Raw genomic sequence first — 16,487 nt, 5'->3', positions numbered from 1 at the left:
TTGGCAAAGACTGAAATGCAATCAATTGTGGGAGGGGGCTTGCCCCCTCCCACATTTTGATCTCTGTTCACATTGGATCAGTGGGATTCGAGGATCAGTTGCCAGGCAACGCCAGCTGCGGATTGACGAAGTCAAACGCCGCCAACTGAAAGCCTTGCTCATCTGCCTGCAACGCCCAGCCCTGCTTGTCCCAATCTCCCAGCACAATGCGCTTGGCCGCCTGGTCGCCAATCTGCAACTTGTGGATCGCCGGGCGGTGCGTATGGCCGTGGACCAGGGTGCGCACGCCGAACTGCTGCATCACCCGCGGCACTTCCTCGGGCGTGACATCGACAATGTCGTTGGCCTTCATGCGCGTTTGCGCACGGCTTTCACTGCGCAGCTTGCGCGCCAGCCGATGGCGGGTGCGCAACGGCAAGTGACGCAGGATAAACAGCACAATCGGGTTACGCAGGATGCGCCGCAGCTTCATATAGCCAAGGTCGCGGGTGCAGAGGCTGTCGCCGTGCATCAACAGCACGGGTTCGCCTGCGAGCTGCACGACACTCGGATCCTTGAGCAACGTGGCGCCTGCCGCTTTGCAGAACGCTTTGCCGAGCAGGAAGTCGCGGTTGCCATGCATGATAAAAATCGGGGTACCGCTGTCGCTCAGCTCGCGCAGAGCCTCGCAGATCGAACGCTGGAAGGGCGTCATCCCATCGTCGCCAATCCAGGCTTCAAAGAAGTCCCCCAGAATGTACAACGCCTGGGCGCCACGGGCGCGGGTGTGGAGCAGATCCAGAAACGCCCGGGTAATGTCCGGGCGTTCCTCTTCCAGATGCAAATCTGAAATCAGTAATATCACTCAACGATCTCGGCTTTCTCGACGATCACGTCTTCGACCGGAACGTCCTGGTGACCGGCCTTGGAGGTGGTCGACACGCCTTTGATCTTGTCGACAACGTCCTGGCCTTCGGTGACTTTACCGAACACGGCGTAGCCCCAGCCCTGTACGTTCTTGCCGCTGTGGTTCAGGAAGGCGTTGTCGGCCACGTTGATGAAGAACTGCGCGGAGGCCGAATGCGGCTCCATGGTACGGGCCATGGCGACGGTGTACTTGTCGTTGGAAAGGCCGTTGTCCGCTTCGTTCTGGATGCTTGGGCGCTTGTCTTTCTTTTCTTTCATGCCCGGCTCGAAACCGCCGCCCTGGACCATGAAGTTACCGATGACACGGTGGAAAACCGTGTTTTCGTAGTGGCCGGCCTTAACGTACTCGATGAAGTTGGCGACGGTGATCGGCGCTTTCTCGGCGTTCAGCTCGATGACGATGTCACCGTGGTTGGTGGTCAGTTTGACTTGGGTCATGTTCACTACTCTTTTCAGGGAATTCGTGGGTTTGGACGCCTGGGGCGCCTTACCTGTCTGGCTAAACGGCGGCCAAGGCGCGCAGTTTAGCGTGCCCGGCAGGAATTTCGAGGTGGTTTTTTACCGCCCGGTTAATTAAAGCAGCAGTTTTTGGTCGTGACCTGTCAGTGTCTTGACAGCATCAGCTATGATATCGCCTTTGTTTTATCTGGCCCCAACCGGCCACGAACCTGTCTGTTCAAGGATCCTATGAGCAAGCCCACTGTCGACCCTACCTCGAATTCCAAGGCCGGACCTGCCGTCCCGGTCAATTTCCTGCGCCCGATCATCCAGGCGGACCTGGATTCGGGCAAGCACACGCAGATCGTCACCCGCTTCCCGCCAGAGCCCAACGGCTACCTGCACATCGGTCACGCCAAGTCGATCTGTGTGAACTTCGGCCTGGCCCAGGAGTTCGGTGGCGTCACGCACCTGCGTTTCGACGACACCAACCCGGCCAAGGAAGACCAGGAATACATCGACGCCATCGAAAGCGACATCAAGTGGCTGGGCTTCGAGTGGTCCGGTGAAGTGCGCTATGCCTCCAAGTACTTCGACCAGCTGTTCGACTGGGCCGTCGAGCTGATCAAGGCCGGCAAGGCCTACGTCGACGACCTCACTCCGGAGCAGGCCAAGGAGTACCGTGGCACGCTGACCGAACCGGGCAAGAACAGCCCGTTCCGCGACCGTTCGGTAGAAGAGAACCTCGACTGGTTCGCCCGCATGCGCGCCGGTGAGTTCCCGGACGGTGCCCGCGTGCTGCGCGCCAAGATCGACATGGCCTCGCCGAACATGAACCTGCGCGACCCGATCATGTACCGCATCCGCCACGCCCACCACCACCAGACCGGCGACAAGTGGTGCATCTACCCGAACTACGACTTCACCCACGGCCAGTCGGACGCCATCGAAGGCATCACCCACTCCATCTGCACCCTGGAGTTCGAGAGCCATCGCCCGCTGTACGAGTGGTTCCTGGACAGCCTGCCGGTACCGGCGCACCCGCGTCAGTACGAATTCAGCCGCCTGAACCTCAACTACACCATCACCAGCAAGCGCAAGCTCAAGCAACTGGTGGATGAAAAGCACGTCAATGGCTGGGACGACCCACGCATGTCGACCCTGTCGGGCTTCCGCCGCCGCGGCTACACCCCGGCGTCGATCCGCAACTTCTGCGAGATGGTCGGCACCAACCGCTCCGACGGTGTGGTCGACTACGGCATGCTCGAGTTCAGCATCCGCCAGGACCTCGACGCGAACGCGCCGCGCGCCATGTGCGTGCTGCGTCCGTTGAAAGTCGTGATTACCAACTACCCGGAAGACAAGGTCGACCACCTCGAACTGCCGCGTCATCCGCAGAACGAAGCACTGGGCGTGCGCAAGCTGCCGTTTTCGCGTGAAATCTACATCGACCGCGATGACTTCATGGAAGAGCCGCCCAAAGGCTACAAGCGCCTGGAGCCGAACGGCGAAGTGCGCCTGCGCGGCAGCTACGTGATCCGTGCCGACGAAGCGATCAAGGACGCCGATGGCAACATCGTCGAACTGCGTTGCTCCTACGACCCGGAAACCCTGGGCAAAAACCCTGAAGGCCGCAAGGTCAAGGGCGTGATCCACTGGGTGCCGGCCGCTGCCAGCATCGAGTGCGAAGTGCGCCTGTACGATCGCCTGTTCCGTTCGCCGAACCCTGAGAAGGCCGAAGACAGCGCCAGTTTCCTCGACAACATCAACCCAGACTCCCTGCAAGTTCTCACCGGTTGTCGTGCCGAACCCTCTTTGGGCGACGCACAGCCGGAAGACCGTTTCCAGTTCGAGCGCGAAGGCTACTTCTGCGCGGATATCAAGGACTCGAAACCTGGTCAGCCGGTATTCAACCGTACCGTGACCTTGCGTGATTCGTGGGGCCAGTGATTCTGTTTTAAGGAACTGTCGTGCTAACGATCTACAACACACTCAGCAAGACCAAAGAAGTCTTCAAGCCGCTGGATGGCAACAAGGTGCGCATGTACGTGTGCGGCATGACCGTGTACGACTACTGCCACATCGGCCACGGCCGCAGCATGGTTGCCTTCGACCTGGTGACCCGCTGGTTGCGTTTCAGCGGCTATGACTTGACCTATGTGCGCAACATCACCGACATCGACGACAAGATCATCAACCGCGCCAATGAAAACGGCGAGTCGTTCGACGCGCTGACCGAGCGCATGATCGCCGCCATGCACGAGGACGAGGCGCGCCTCAACATCCTCAAGCCGGACATGGAACCGCGTGCCACGGACCACATCCCTGGCATGCACGCGATGATCCAGACCCTGATCGACAAGGGTTACGCCTACGCCCCAGGCAACGGCGACGTGTACTACCGCGTCGCCAAGTTCATGGGCTATGGCAAGCTGTCGCGCAAGAAAATCGAAGACCTGCGCATTGGCGCGCGTATCGAAGTCGACGAAGCCAAGCAGGATCCGCTCGACTTCGTGCTGTGGAAAGGCACCAAGCCCGGCGAGCCGAGCTGGGAATCGCCGTGGGGCGCCGGGCGTCCGGGCTGGCACATCGAGTGCTCGGTGATGTCCACCTGCTGCCTGGGTGAGACCTTCGACATTCATGGCGGCGGCAGCGACCTCGAGTTCCCGCACCACGAAAACGAAATCGCCCAGAGCGAAGCCGCCACCGGCAAGACCTACGCCAACGCCTGGATGCACTGCGGCATGATCCGCATCAATGGCGAGAAGATGTCCAAGTCCTTGAACAACTTCTTCACCATCCGCGACGTGCTGGAAAAGTACCACCCGGAAGTGGTGCGTTACCTGCTGGTGTCCAGCCACTACCGCAGCGCCATCAACTACTCGGAAGACAACCTCAAGGACGCCAAGGGCGCCCTGGAGCGGTTCTACCACGCGTTGAAAGGCTTGCCCGCCGTTGCACCGGCGGGCGGCGAAGCGTTCGTGGCACGGTTTACCGAAGTCATGAACGACGACTTCGGCACCCCCGAAGCCTGCGCCGTGCTGTTCGAGATGGTGCGCGAGATCAACCGGTTGCGTGAGACTGATCTCGACGCGGCAGCGGGTCTGGCGGCGCGCCTGAAAGAACTGGCGAGCGTGCTGGGTGTGTTGCAGATGGAAGCCGACGACTTCCTGCAAGCCGGCGCTGAAGGGCGTGTGGATGCGGCTGAGGTCGATGCGCTGATCCAGGCGCGTTTGGCGGCGCGTGCCAACAAGGACTGGGCGGAGTCCGACCGTATCCGTGACCAACTGACCGCGATGGGTGTGGTGTTGGAAGATGGGAAGGGCGGGACGACATGGCGGTTGGCTGATCAGGCTTGATTGGCTGCTGAATGAAAAACGCCCCGACTGGTTCGGGGCGTTTTTTTGCATACCGTTTTAGTGAGCGGCTCATCCGATCCCGTGTGGGAGGGGCGGCGCGACGATTCTACTTGCCCACGATAGCGGTGGCTCAGCCAACATACCTGCCAACAGTGCCGCCGCCTTCGAAGCCTCGCTAAAGCTCGACATCTCCCACAGGGGATTGGCGGTATCCTTGAGATCTACAGCCGGGCTGCTTTCTACCTGTCAACAACGATCAAGTGTGGGAGGGGGCTTGCTCCCGATAGCGGTGGGTCAGCCAACATACCTGCCAACAGTACCGCCGTCTTCGAAGCCTCGCTAAAGCTCGACATCTCCCACAGGGGATTGGCGGTATCCATGAGATCTGCAGCGGGGCTGCTTTCCATCTGCCAACGGTGATCAAGTGTGGGAGGGGGGCTCATGGTCTGTTTCTTCAGAGGACTGCATCTGGAAAAGGGATGGATCTAGCCGCTGGAAACCTGCGAAAGCTGTGTTAGATACGGAGGTGCCGTAGTGACGTCATAAGCACTCTTTGTCGCGTCGTTATGAATCGTCTCGTGGTATCTGCCGTCCTTGAAATGCAGGGCTACGCCATCATCGGCTGCGTAAGCGGGTTGTGTACCTTTGAGCCGGACAAGCTCAACAAACGAAGTTTCTCTTCCCGCCTCTGAACTAAAATGCGGACACAGCGCTCCTGGCAGAAAACCCAGGCCGGCAATCAGGGCGAACGCTCCCCCTGAATCGGAGTGCCCGTAGTCAAACCAGCAAATCGCCCCTGCACTGACACCACACAGGACCTTGCCGTTTTCCCATGCTTTTTTCAGAAGGCCCACTGTCCCAAACTCACGCCAGATAGCCAACATGGCACGGGTATTCCCGCCTGCCACGTAGATGATGTCGGCTTGCTCAATCAACGACGAAATATGATCTGGGCTGGGAAAGGGTGGAATGAAAAATGCCAGCGTGCGTACGTTGCAACCAGCGCTCTCATATTTGGCCGTGAAGTCGGCAATCTTTACACGGTCGTCGCCGTTGGCGGTGGAGATATAGAGAACCGTGGGATGGGCCTTGCCGGATGAAGCGACGATATGTTCGTCGATGCGGGTCATGCGCTGCATGTCTTCAGCGGACTCGCCGCCAATGGCAATAATATGTTTAGCCATCCTGACCTCCAGTCCGTGTTACGCGGCGCGAGTGCCGGCTGTCAGTTGATATCGACTTTGAACAAAACCATTGTCCGACACGTGGGTTCCGACATGGCGTAGTCCATGCTCACTGCCAACCTGGCCGAACAGTGGAATGCCTTGCCCCAGCAAGACCGGGATACGCGTAATGATCAGCTCATTGACCAGGCCCGCTTCAAGAAACGCCTGGACCGTTTGGCCACCGTCGATATAGAGATGCTTCATACCGCGTTCGGCTAACATTGCCACGAGTGAGGTTACCTCTGCCGCCATGACCTCGACCTTGCCCTCCAAATGCGCCGGTAGCTCCAGTCGCTGGCGGGAGAGTGCAATGACCGGCGTCCCCTCATAGGGCCATTCTGGGAAGGACAAGACTTTCTCCAAAGTTTTGCGGCCCATCACGATCGCATCGACCGTGGCGATGAAGCGCTCATACGTCACGCCGTTCAACTCGGCGGTTTCGTATTCCGGTTTGTGCAACCATTCGATATCACCGTCGGGGCGAGCAATAAAGCCGTCGACGCTGGCTGCGATAAAGACGGAGCATTTGAGATCCATGGCGAAAATTCCTTTTTGTGCGCTTGGACGTGAAGACAGCCATAACTTGCTGATTTTAAAAAATTAATTTTTCAATTAAAGCCTGGGATTTCACATCAAGGATCGTTCCCAGGGCTCAGCGGCGGCTGCTGACCTCAGCCGGTACATCATCACCGGCCATGCGCTTGCGAAACAGCGCCGTACGCGCCAGCAGCAACGTGGTCACCGGCACGGTGATCGCCAACAAAATCGGTATCAACCACCCGTGCAACACCGGCCCGGACTTGAGCACCGAAAAGTAGATGATCGACGCCAACGCCACGCACCACGCGCCCAGCGTCGAGGCCAGTGCAGGCGGGTGCATGCGCTGGAAGAAGTCTTTCATGCGCAGCAAGCCAATCGCGCCGATCAGCGCGAACACGCTGCTCAACACCAGCAGGACCGCGACGACGATTTCCATCCATAACGGCATCATTCAATTACCTCCCCACGCAGCAGGAATTTCGCCAGGGCAAACGAGCCCACGAAGCCGAACAGCGCAATCAGCAGCGCCGCTTCAAAGTAGGTGTCACTGGCATAACGAATACCGAGCACCAGCATCATCAGCATCGCCAGGATGTACAGATAGTCCAGCGCCAGTACCCGGTCCTGGGCTGAAGGGCCTTTGAACAGGCGGATTAACGTCAGCACCATGGCCAGTGAGAACAGGAACAGGCTGAACAGGATCGCATTGGAGAGCAGGGCGCTCATTCGAAGATCTCCATCAATGGCCGCTCGTAGGCGCTTTTGAAGTGTTCGATAAACGCCGCTTCATCCTCCAGGTCGAACACGTGCAGCAGCAGGATGCTGCGGTCCAGCGCCAGTTCCGACCAGATGGTGCCGGGGACCACGGTGGTGATCATCGACAGGGCGGCGAGGCCGTTGGGGTCGCGCAGGTTCAGGGGGATTTTGACGAAGTGCGAACGCGGTGGGCGTGAACCGCACATCAGCACGCCCCAGGCCACTTGAAGGTTGGAGACGATCACATCGCGGCCGACCACGAAGAACAGGCGGATGATCACGCCGGGGCGGCGGACGCGGATCGGCAGCGGGCGCAGCGGCGCCATCAGCAGCGGTGCGAGAAAGCCCAGCAGCGCGCCCAGCAGCAGGTTGCCGGGGCTGACGGACAGGTTCAGCACCAGCCACAGCAACCACAATGCCAGCGACAACCACGGGGCAGGCAACAGGCGCTTCATGGTTGCACCTCCAGGGCGGCGGTCTTGGCTTCGGGGCTTGGAACCGGGCGGGTCGCCATCACCGCCATGACGTAGTTCTCCGGATTGTTCAGGCTCTGGGCAGTAGCCTGGGTGTAGCGCATCAGCGGCTCGGCCTTGAAGGTCAGCAGGATGCTCAGGCCCAGCAGGAAGAAGATCGGCACGCATTCATAGCGGCGCAGCAAGGGCGATGGGCGCTCTTCCGGGGTCCAGAAACGCTGGATGCCCAGGCGGGCGAAAGCGATCAGCGAGGCCAGGCCAGAGAGGATCAACAGCGCCACCAGGCCCCAGGCCGCAGGACGAACAGGTTCATCCACACTGACGCCCAGGCCCAGAGGATTAACCAGAGCACTCAGCAGGCTGAGCTTGCCGATAAACCCGGACAGCGGCGGCATGCCGATAATCAGCAGGGCGCAGGCGACAAAGCTCAAGCCGAGGAAGGCCATGGTCCACGGGATCACCTGGCCGACCACGGCTTTCTGCTCGTCATCCAGGTTGACGCCAGGGCGCGGATGCAGGGACTCCATGGCCTTGGGCAGTGCGTCGATCTCTTCATCCAGCGGCAGGTCGTTGGCCGAGCGCGAACGCTCGATCAATTCGGCCAGCAGGAACAGCGCGCTCAACGCCAGCGTGGAGCTGATCAGATAGAACAGCGCTCCGGCGGTCAGGCTTGGCTGGGCGAAACCAACGGCCGACAGCAGGATCCCGGCCGAGACCAGGATGCTCAAGCTGGCCATGCGCTCCAGCCGCTGCGCCGCCACCATCGCCAGCGCCGCGCAGACGATCGTAGCCATGCCGCCGTACACCAGCCAGTCGCCGCCAAACAACGCCGACGCGCCGGCCTGGCCGGAGAACAGCAGGGTCCACAGGCGCAGCACGGTGTACACGCCGACCTTGGTCATGATCGCGAACATCGCCGCCACCGGCGCACTGGCCGAGGAGTAGGCGGGGGCCAGCCAGAAGTTCAGCGGCCACATGCCGGCCTTGGCCAGGAATGCGGTGGCGAGGATCGCCGCACCGGCATGCAGCAGGCCGCGATCGGCCTCGGGCACGAGTGGGATTTTCAGCGCCAGATCAGCGAAATTCAGCGTACCGGTGACGCCGTAGATCATCGCCGCGCCAATCAGGAACAACGACGACGCCAGCAGGTTGATCGCGATGTAATGCAGGCCCGACGACACCCGCGCCCGGCCCGAGCCGTGCAGCATCAAGCCGTAGGACGCCGCCAGCAGCACCTCGAAGAACACGAACAGGTTGAACAGGTCCGCCGTGAGGAACGCGCCGTACAGGCCCATCATCTGGATCTGGAACAGCGCATGGAAGCTGGTACCGGCACGGTCCCAACGGGCCATGGCGAACAGCAGCGCACTCACGCCGATGATCCCGGTGAGCACCAGCATCAATGCCGAGAGTTGGTCCACCACCAGCACGATACCGAACGGCACCTGCCAGTTGCCCGGCAGGTAGACGCCAATCGAGCCGGGGCCACCTTGTTGCGTCCAGTACAGCAGCAAAACGGCAATGCCCAGACCGATCAGGCTGGAGAACAGATTGATCTTGGCTTTGAGCGGGCGGCGTTTTTCACCGAGCATCAGCATCAGCGCGGCGGTGAGCAACGGCAGCAGGATGGGGGCGACGATCAGTTGGTTGACCCAATTCATTCCTTGGGCTCCCGGCCGTCCACATGGTCAGTGCCGGTCAGGCCCCGTGACGCCAGCAGCACCACCAGGAACAGCGCAGTCATGGCGAAGCTGATCACGATGGCCGTGAGCACCAGGGCCTGGGGCAGGGGATCGGTGTAGTTGAGCAGATCCTGCGGCACGCCGTCCTTGATGATCGGCTCCTTGCCGATAAACAGGCTGCCCATGCTGAAAATGAACAGGTTGACCCCGTAGGACAGCAGGCACAGGCCCATCACCACCTGGAACGTCCGTGGCCGCAGGATCAACCAGACGCCGGAGGCTGCCAGGACCCCAATGGCAATTGCGATGACTTCTTCCATCAGGCGGCTCCTTCGGTGGCGGCGACTACTTTGGCCTGGTTGCTCGGTTTATGCGCACGCACCGACTGGTGACCGAGGGCGGTGAGCATCAGCAGTGTCGAGCCGACGACCATGGCGTATACGCCGACGTCGAAGAACAAGGCGCTGGCGATATGAATATCGCCCAGCAGCGGCAGGCTGAGATGCCAGGTGTGGGTGGTGAGGAACGGGTAGCCGACAAACAACGCGCCGATCCCGGTCAGCGTCGCCGAGAACAGGCCGAAGCCCATCCAGCGCATCGGCCGCAGGCTCATCTGCGCCTCGACCCACTGGGTGCCGGCGACCATGTATTGCAGGATAAACGCCACCGACATCACCAGGCCGGCGACAAACCCGCCGCCCGGTTGGTTGTGGCCGCGCATGAACAGGTAGAACGACACCACCAGCGCAATCGGCAGCAGCAGGCGCACCAGCACCGCCGGCACCATCATGAAGCCCAGTGCGGTGTCGCTGGCCTGGCGCGGGTTGACCAGGTCAGTGGCCACGTCGGGTGCCAACTGCCGCTGTTGCGCGGGCAGTTGCATACTTTCCTTGGACGGGCGGAAGCGCCGCAGCAGGGCGTAGACGGTCAGCGCCACGGCGCCGAGCACGGTGATTTCGCCGAGGGTATCGAAGCCACGGAAGTCCACCAGCATCACGTTCACCACATTGCTGCCACCCCCTTCGGGCAGGGCGCGGCTCAAGTAGAACGAGGAAATATCGTTGGGCGTCTGGCGCGTCAGCATCGCGTAGGACAGCAACGCCATCCCGCCGCCCACCACGGTGGAGAGCAGGAAGTCGCGCAGACGACGGATGCGGGCCTTGCGCAGCGAACCGGGCAGTGGCGATACCTCTTCGATCCGCCGAGGCAGCCAGCGCAGGCCCAGCAGGATCAGCACGGTGGTGACGACTTCTACCACCAACTGCGTCAGCGCCAGGTCCGGCGCCGAGAACCACACGAAGGTGATGCAGGTCATCAGGCCGCACACGCTGACCATGGTCAGGGCCGCGAGCCGGTGGTACTTGGCTTGCCAGGCGGCGCCCAGGGCACAGGCAATCGCCAGCAGCCACAGGGTGACGAACACGATGGAGCCCGGGATCTTCGGCCGGTCGCCCCAGGTAAGGCCGCTGTTGATCATCGGGATCATGGCGCCGATCACTGCGACGATCACCAACAGGAACAATTGGGTCTGGAGGCGCTTGGTGCTGATGCGTTTCTCGATCCTGCGCACGCCGCGCATCATCACCACCAGGCTGCGCTCGAAGCCGCGCTTGCCGTTGAAGTAGCTGATGACCGGCGGGTACTTGAAGCGGCCGCGCTTGAGTTGTTTGCGCAACAGCAGGTAGAGCACCACGCCACCGGACATGGCCACCAGGCTCATGATCATCGGCGCATTCCAGCCATGCCAGATCGCCAGGCTATATTCCGGCAGCACGCCGCCGACCACCGGCAGCGCTGCGGCGGCGAGGATCGAACCGACCACCTGGGCCGGGAAGATTCCCACCAGCAGGCAGGTGAATACCAGCAGCTCAACCGGGGCGCGCATCCAGCGCGGGGGTTCGTGAGGCGTGTGGGGTAAGTCGGTGGCGGGCGGGCCGAAGAACACATCCACGGTAAAGCGCAGGGCGTAGGCCACGCTGAACGTACCGGCGATGGTTGCGATCAACGGCAGGGCGAACTCCACCCAGGCGGTCGAGGTAATGAACACGGTTTCGGCGAAGAACATCTCTTTGGACAGGAAACCATTGAGCAATGGCACGCCCGCCATGGATGCGCTGGCCACCATCGCCAAGGTCGCGGTAAACGGGATCAACCGCACCAGCCCGCTGAGTTTGCGGATGTCCCGCGTGCCGCTTTCGTGGTCGATGATGCCCGCCGCCATAAACAGCGAGGCCTTGAAAGTGGCGTGATTGAGGATGTGGAACACGGCGGCGACAGCGGCCAGCGGGCTGTTGAGGCCCAGCAGCAGGGTGATCAGCCCGAGGTGGCTGATGGTGGAATAGGCTAAAAGGCCTTTGAGATCATTCTGGAACATGGCGCAGTAAGCGCCGAGGAGGAGGGTGAGCGCGCCGGCACCGCCGACGATCCAGAACCATTCTTCGCTGCCGGACAGCGACGGCCACAGGCGGGCCAGCAGGAACACGCCGGCTTTCACCATCGTCGCCGAGTGCAGATAGGCTGACACCGGGGTCGGTGCGGCCATGGCATGGGGCAGCCAGAAGTGGAACGGGAACTGCGCGCTTTTGCTCAGGGCGCCGATCAGCACCAGGGCGAGCATCACCGGGTACAGCGAATGCGCGCGAATCTGGTCGCCGGCGGCCAGCACCCGATCCAGGTCATAGCTGCCGACGATATGCCCCAGCAGCATCACCCCGGCCAGCAGGCACAAGCCGCCCGCGCCGGTGACCATCAACGCCATGTACGCACCACGACGCGCATCGGCACGGTGGTGCCAATAGCCGATCAACAGGAACGAGAACAGGCTGGTCAGTTCCCAGAAGAACACGATCTGGATCAGGTTGCCGGAAATCACCAGCCCGAGCATCGCGCCCATAAAGGCCAGGAAAAACGCGAAGAAACGCGGCACCGGATCGTCCGGTGACATGTAGTAGCGCGCATACAGAGACACCAGCGCGCCGATGCCGAGCACCAGCATCGAGAACAGCCAGGCAAACCCATCCATGCGCAGCACGAAGTTCAGCCCAAGGCTGGGTAACCACATGAATTCTTCGCGGATCACGCCACCGTGGGCGATCTGGGGGTAGAGCAGGGCGACTTGAACGGTTCCGACCAGGGCCACAAGGCCGGCCAGCAGGGATTCGGTGTTACGTGCATTGTGCGGCAGCAAGGCCGCCAGACAGCTGCCAATGAACGGCAGAAGCAGTAGAACTATCAGGGACATAGGCTTCTAATCTGCGGGAGTTTGGGATGCATCATACGTGCCGCTTTGACGATCACCAAACGGCAAGATGTGGCAGGATCCTACAAGATAGGTCGAATAATCCCATTTGGCAGTGTTTCGGACCCTAGCCCTGTTGCTCCTGTTCCCTCGCATCCTGCAGCTCGATGGCTTTTTGCCCTTTTGTCTTCATCTCACTCACAATCACCGCCACCACGATCAATGCCGCCCCCAGCATCGCAATCGGCGGGAACCGCTCGCCGGCGATACGCCCGACTACGCCTGCCCACACCGGCTCACCGGCATAGATCAACGTGGCTCGCGTCGGCGAAACACTCTGCTGCGCCCAGTTCATCGCGACCTGGATCACCGCACTGGTCAGGCCCAGGCCCACCGCGCTGAACAGCAGCAGCCACGAGAACCCTGGCAACGCTTCGCCCATGGGCACCACCATCAGGAACGACAGCAGCGACGCCGTCGCCAGTTGCACCACCGTCACCCGGCGTACGTCCACTTGCCCGGCGAACGCACTGATCAGGATGATCTCTGCCGCTATCGCCACGGCACCGATCAGGGTGGCGATTTCACCTGGGCTGAAATTCAGCGAAGCCCCCGCCGGTCCGGTCAACAACATCAACCCGGCAAACGCCAGCATGATGCCAATGCTCGGCATCAACCCCGGGCGACGGCCCAGCACCAGCCATTGCAGCAGCGGCACAAACGGCACATACAGTGCAGTGATGAACGCCGACTGGCTGCTCAAGATCGTCTGCAGGCCAATGGTCTGCAAGCCGTAGCCGAACATGATCGCCACGCCGATAAACACGCCCGCCTTCAGTTCGAACAGCGTCAGGTCGCGCAAGGTACGCAAGGAAAAGAACCCGACCACAATCGCCGCCGCCGCAAAGCGCAGGCCCACGAAAAACATCGGCCCGCTCACGGTCATGGCATGCTGAACCAGCAAAAACGTGCCGCCCCAAATCATGGTGATAAACACCAGGATGCATTCGGCTTTGCTGAAGCGGTTGAAACGCGAAGGGGAGGTCGGGGCAGTCATGGCGGCTCTGGTCTTGCATGGGAAAGGCACGGACCGCACAATGCGCCGCACGCTGGGCAGTATACTGCGCACACCCACCCAATGAGCAATATAGTGCACAAAGAAAATCCACAACGGGCCTCGGTCCTGCAGCACGTCAGCCAGAACGTTCGTCGTCTGCGCCACGCCGCCGACCTGAGCCAGACCGCGCTCTCGGAAAAGTCCGGGGTCAGCCGGCGCATGCTCGTTGCCATCGAGGCGGGGGAGAAGAACGTCAGCCTGTCCACCCTCGATCGCGTGGCCGAAGCATTGGATGTGGCGTTCAGCGACCTGATCCAGGCGCCGGATGTGCGCGATCACAGCCGCATCAATGAACTGGCCTGGGCGGGTGAGATTCCCGGCAGCAAGGCGGTGTTGCTCGCCAGGGCTCACGCCCGGCGCGAAGTCGAGCTGTGGGAAATGCGTCTGGAGCCGGGGGACCGCTACAGCCCCGAGCCGGACCCGGAAGGTTGGAGCGTGCAGGTGTTCGTATTCGAAGGCAGCTTGACGTTGGTGGTGGGCGAGCAGGAAAACGCCATCAATGCCGGCGAATTCTTCATGTTTCCCAGCCACCAGCCTCATTCTTATCGCAACTCAGAGGGTGTGGTAGTGCGGTTCGTGAGAAATATAGTGATCTGACGATCAGTGTTATTTATGCCTGTCAACTGTCAGATTTCACAGCTTACATTCTTTGGAGAGGGGACTAGAGTCGGTGTTGCCACTCAATAAAGTCGATTCATGCTAAACCAGTGAATGTTGGGTGGTTTTTATCACCTCATGGAGGAAGTACTGATGAAATCAAAACACCTACTCAGGGAGCAGCTGTTACCCGCTCCAGAAATAAGACCCTCTGATGGCAAGACTGTGAAGTACAGCGAGGTGACCGGTGGCAAAGGTCGGATTGTTATTCCGCAGTATCCAGGGATATCGGTAGGGCATAAGGTTTACTGGAGTGTGAAAGGAAACGGTACTGCATCTTCCTGGTTTGAGGTTGAGAAGTTGGAGCCCTGTTATGAGGCTGTTTTAAAGTTTGATATCGTATTCCTTACGGAGTCCGTCGTTGCCAGTTATTTTGTTATGCTCAATGATGAAGTACTGGGTTACTCTGATGAGAATACATATAGCGTGTCGAGATGATCTTGGATTGCTATAGGCTCCAGTGGTGCCAATACTCAGGGCCATCGCCCTGAGTATTAAAGTTGGGTATCGAATGAGTCGGAACAAGATCGTAGCCGGTGCAAGTGCTTACGGCGCCACACTATTGGGATAATTTTTTCTCGGCTTGACCGCCTAGCCCCGTATTTCTTTCGAATATCTGGTTTATTGAAAGTCCCGCTTTAACTCCGATATGCCATCCCTCAACGGCCAGCCACCAGCCCCATGCCTATCGCAGTGACGGCGACGTCGCCGTGCGCTTTGTGCGCAATGTGGTGATCTAACTGTTTGCCAGCCAACAGTGGATGGACACTTTGCTGGTTTGAAACTGCAGTTGTGCGCCTGTTTACGCAGCAACCGGCTGATTTTACTGACGATTAAATTCAGGCACGACTCCTGCAAACACTCCAGTATCCCATCGGAGCCTGGAGTCGGCCCATGTCTGCCCACCCTCAACAACCTGCCCATATCATCCGCTCGGACGCGGAGGCCATCGAGGTCGCCAAGCGCCTGGCCGAACGCTTTGCCGTCGACGCCAGCGAGCGTGACCGTGAGCGTCGCCTGCCCGTTGCCGAACTTGACGAATTTTCCGCCAGCGGCCTGTGGGGTATCACCGTTCCCAAGGCCTATGGCGGCGCCGAGGTGTCCTATGTGACGGTGGCCGAGGTGATCAAGTTGATCTCCGCCGCCGACCCGTCCCTGGGGCAAATCCCGCAGAACCACCTGGGCGTGGTGGACATCCTCCTGCAAACCGCCACCGAGGAACAAAAGCGCCACTACTTCGGCAAGGTCCTGGCGGGTTATCGCTTCGGTAACGCCTTCTCCGAGGCCAAGAGCAAAAACGCCGGCACCTTCGATACGCAGATCCGCTTTCACGGCGACACCGCGCAAATCAACGGCGAGAAGTTCTACTGCACCGGCGCGTTGTTCGCGCATATCGTGCCCACCGTGGGTAATAACGAAAAGGGTCAGGCGTTCATCGGCCTCGTCGAGCGCGATGCGCCAGGCCTTACCGTCATCGACAACTGGGACGGCTTCGGCCAGCGCACCACCGCCAGCGGCGGCGTGACACTCGACGGCGTGACCGTACCCTTGAGCGCGGTGATTCCCGCCCACCTGGCGTTTGACCAACCCACAGCCGATGGGCCGATTTCGCAAATCATCCAGGCTGCTGTCGACACCGGCATTGCCCTCGGCGCCCTTGAGCAGGCAAAAATTTTCGCGCGCCAGGCCCGTCCGTGGATCGACAGCCAGCAGGATCACGGTTGGCAGGACCCGTTCACCATCGCCGCCATCGGTGATTTGCAATGGCGTGTGCACGGCACCGAAGCGATCCTCGCCAAGGCCGGTCTGGCCGTCGACCGGGCCCTCGCCGAACCGAATGAAGACACCGTCGCCCAGGCCTCGCTGGTCGTCGCCCAGGCCAAGGTCCTGTCGGCCGAAACCGCTTTGCTCGCCAGCAGCAAACTCTTCGAACTGGCCGGTACCCGCTCGGTCACCGCCAAGCACAACCTCGACCGCTTCTGGCGCAACGCGCGGACCCACACCCTGCACGACCCGGCCCGCTGGAAATACCACCTGATCGGCAATTACGTGCTTAACGGCGTCAAGCCTGCGCGCCACGCCTGGAACTGAGGAG

16 protein-coding genes are annotated in these 16,487 nt (G+C 60.7%); 5 read left to right on the top strand and 11 right to left on the bottom strand.

Annotation, left to right across the window (positions count from 1 at the left end):
* Positions 1–94: 94 nt before the first annotated feature.
* Together lpxH and FBY10_RS21160 are read right to left on the bottom strand one after the other, a co-directional pair.
* Positions 95–844 (bottom strand): UDP-2,3-diacylglucosamine diphosphatase, encoded by a 750-nt coding sequence (gene lpxH, locus FBY10_RS21165; protein ID WP_145337638.1) that lies wholly within the window; start codon positions 842–844, stop codon positions 95–97.
* On the bottom strand, positions 841–1,344 hold the full coding sequence (locus FBY10_RS21160; RefSeq protein WP_065927032.1) for a peptidylprolyl isomerase: 504 nt from the start codon (positions 1,342–1,344) through the stop codon (positions 841–843). Before FBY10_RS21160 ends, lpxH begins: the two co-directional genes overlap by 4 nt.
* A 249-nt stretch (positions 1,345–1,593) precedes the next feature.
* Between FBY10_RS21160 and FBY10_RS21155 the strand changes: the two genes are divergently transcribed.
* Together FBY10_RS21155 and cysS are read left to right on the top strand one after the other, a co-directional pair.
* A complete protein-coding gene (locus FBY10_RS21155) occupies positions 1,594–3,294 on the top strand; it encodes a glutamine--tRNA ligase/YqeY domain fusion protein (RefSeq protein WP_131698096.1) in 1,701 nt (566 codons plus the stop codon).
* Between the two features lie 20 nt (positions 3,295–3,314).
* On the top strand, positions 3,315–4,703 hold the full coding sequence (gene cysS / locus FBY10_RS21150; RefSeq protein WP_145337639.1) for a cysteine--tRNA ligase: 1,389 nt from the start codon (positions 3,315–3,317) through the stop codon (positions 4,701–4,703).
* 485 nt (positions 4,704–5,188) lie between these two features.
* Here cysS and FBY10_RS21145 read toward each other — a convergent pair whose 3' ends face one another.
* The 9 genes from FBY10_RS21145 to FBY10_RS21105 form a co-directional block, all read right to left on the bottom strand.
* Complete coding sequence (locus FBY10_RS21145) at positions 5,189–5,887, bottom strand: peptidase E (RefSeq protein WP_145337640.1); 699 nt, start codon at positions 5,885–5,887, stop codon at positions 5,189–5,191.
* Positions 5,888–5,905: 18 nt separating this feature from the next.
* Positions 5,906–6,466: a dihydrofolate reductase family protein gene (locus tag FBY10_RS21140; RefSeq protein WP_145337641.1), complete on the bottom strand. Its 561-nt coding sequence runs from the start codon at positions 6,464–6,466 to the stop codon at positions 5,906–5,908.
* 115 nt (positions 6,467–6,581) lie between these two features.
* A complete protein-coding gene (locus FBY10_RS21135) occupies positions 6,582–6,920 on the bottom strand; it encodes a Na+/H+ antiporter subunit G (RefSeq protein WP_027606290.1) in 339 nt (112 codons plus the stop codon).
* On the bottom strand, positions 6,917–7,195 hold the full coding sequence (locus tag FBY10_RS21130; RefSeq protein WP_005789171.1) for a K+/H+ antiporter subunit F: 279 nt from the start codon (positions 7,193–7,195) through the stop codon (positions 6,917–6,919). Before FBY10_RS21130 ends, FBY10_RS21135 begins: the two co-directional genes overlap by 4 nt.
* Positions 7,192–7,680 carry a Na+/H+ antiporter subunit E gene (locus tag FBY10_RS21125; protein ID WP_145337642.1) on the bottom strand — a complete coding sequence of 163 codons (489 nt, stop codon included), beginning with the start codon at positions 7,678–7,680 and terminating at the stop codon, positions 7,192–7,194. The genes FBY10_RS21130 and FBY10_RS21125 overlap by 4 nt, the downstream gene beginning before the upstream one ends.
* Entirely contained in the window at positions 7,677–9,359 is a 1,683-nt protein-coding gene (locus tag FBY10_RS21120) for a monovalent cation/H+ antiporter subunit D (RefSeq protein ID WP_145337643.1), read from the bottom strand. The genes FBY10_RS21125 and FBY10_RS21120 overlap by 4 nt, the downstream gene beginning before the upstream one ends.
* Positions 9,356–9,700, bottom strand: a complete 345-nt coding sequence (locus FBY10_RS21115) for a Na+/H+ antiporter subunit C (protein WP_003192163.1) — start codon at positions 9,698–9,700, stop codon at positions 9,356–9,358. Before FBY10_RS21115 ends, FBY10_RS21120 begins: the two co-directional genes overlap by 4 nt.
* Positions 9,700–12,621, bottom strand: a complete 2,922-nt coding sequence (locus tag FBY10_RS21110; RefSeq protein WP_145337644.1) for a monovalent cation/H+ antiporter subunit A — start codon at positions 12,619–12,621, stop codon at positions 9,700–9,702. The genes FBY10_RS21115 and FBY10_RS21110 overlap by 1 nt, the downstream gene beginning before the upstream one ends.
* 124 nt (positions 12,622–12,745) lie before the next feature.
* A complete protein-coding gene (locus FBY10_RS21105; protein ID WP_131698090.1) occupies positions 12,746–13,675 on the bottom strand; it encodes a DMT family transporter in 930 nt (309 codons plus the stop codon).
* 93 nt (positions 13,676–13,768) lie between these two features.
* Here FBY10_RS21105 and FBY10_RS21100 point away from each other — a divergent pair, with 93 nt between their 5' ends.
* The 3 genes from FBY10_RS21100 (at position 13,769) to FBY10_RS21085 (ending at position 16,483) form a co-directional block, all read left to right on the top strand.
* Entirely contained in the window at positions 13,769–14,332 is a 564-nt protein-coding gene (locus FBY10_RS21100) for a helix-turn-helix domain-containing protein (RefSeq protein ID WP_131698089.1), read from the top strand.
* 153 nt (positions 14,333–14,485) lie between these two features.
* Positions 14,486–14,830, top strand: a complete 345-nt coding sequence (locus tag FBY10_RS21095) for a hypothetical protein (RefSeq protein ID WP_131698088.1) — start codon at positions 14,486–14,488, stop codon at positions 14,828–14,830.
* 456 nt (positions 14,831–15,286) lie between these two features.
* Entirely contained in the window at positions 15,287–16,483 is a 1,197-nt protein-coding gene (locus tag FBY10_RS21085; protein WP_145337645.1) for an SfnB family sulfur acquisition oxidoreductase, read from the top strand.
* The last annotated feature ends 4 nt before the right edge of the window (positions 16,484–16,487 follow it).

The sequence above is a fragment of the Pseudomonas sp. SJZ103 genome (assembly GCF_007828335.1).
Taxonomy (GTDB): domain Bacteria; phylum Pseudomonadota; class Gammaproteobacteria; order Pseudomonadales; family Pseudomonadaceae; genus Aquipseudomonas.
The sequence above is the reverse complement of the archived record's forward strand: the minus strand, read 5'-3'. Positions and strand labels throughout refer to the sequence as shown.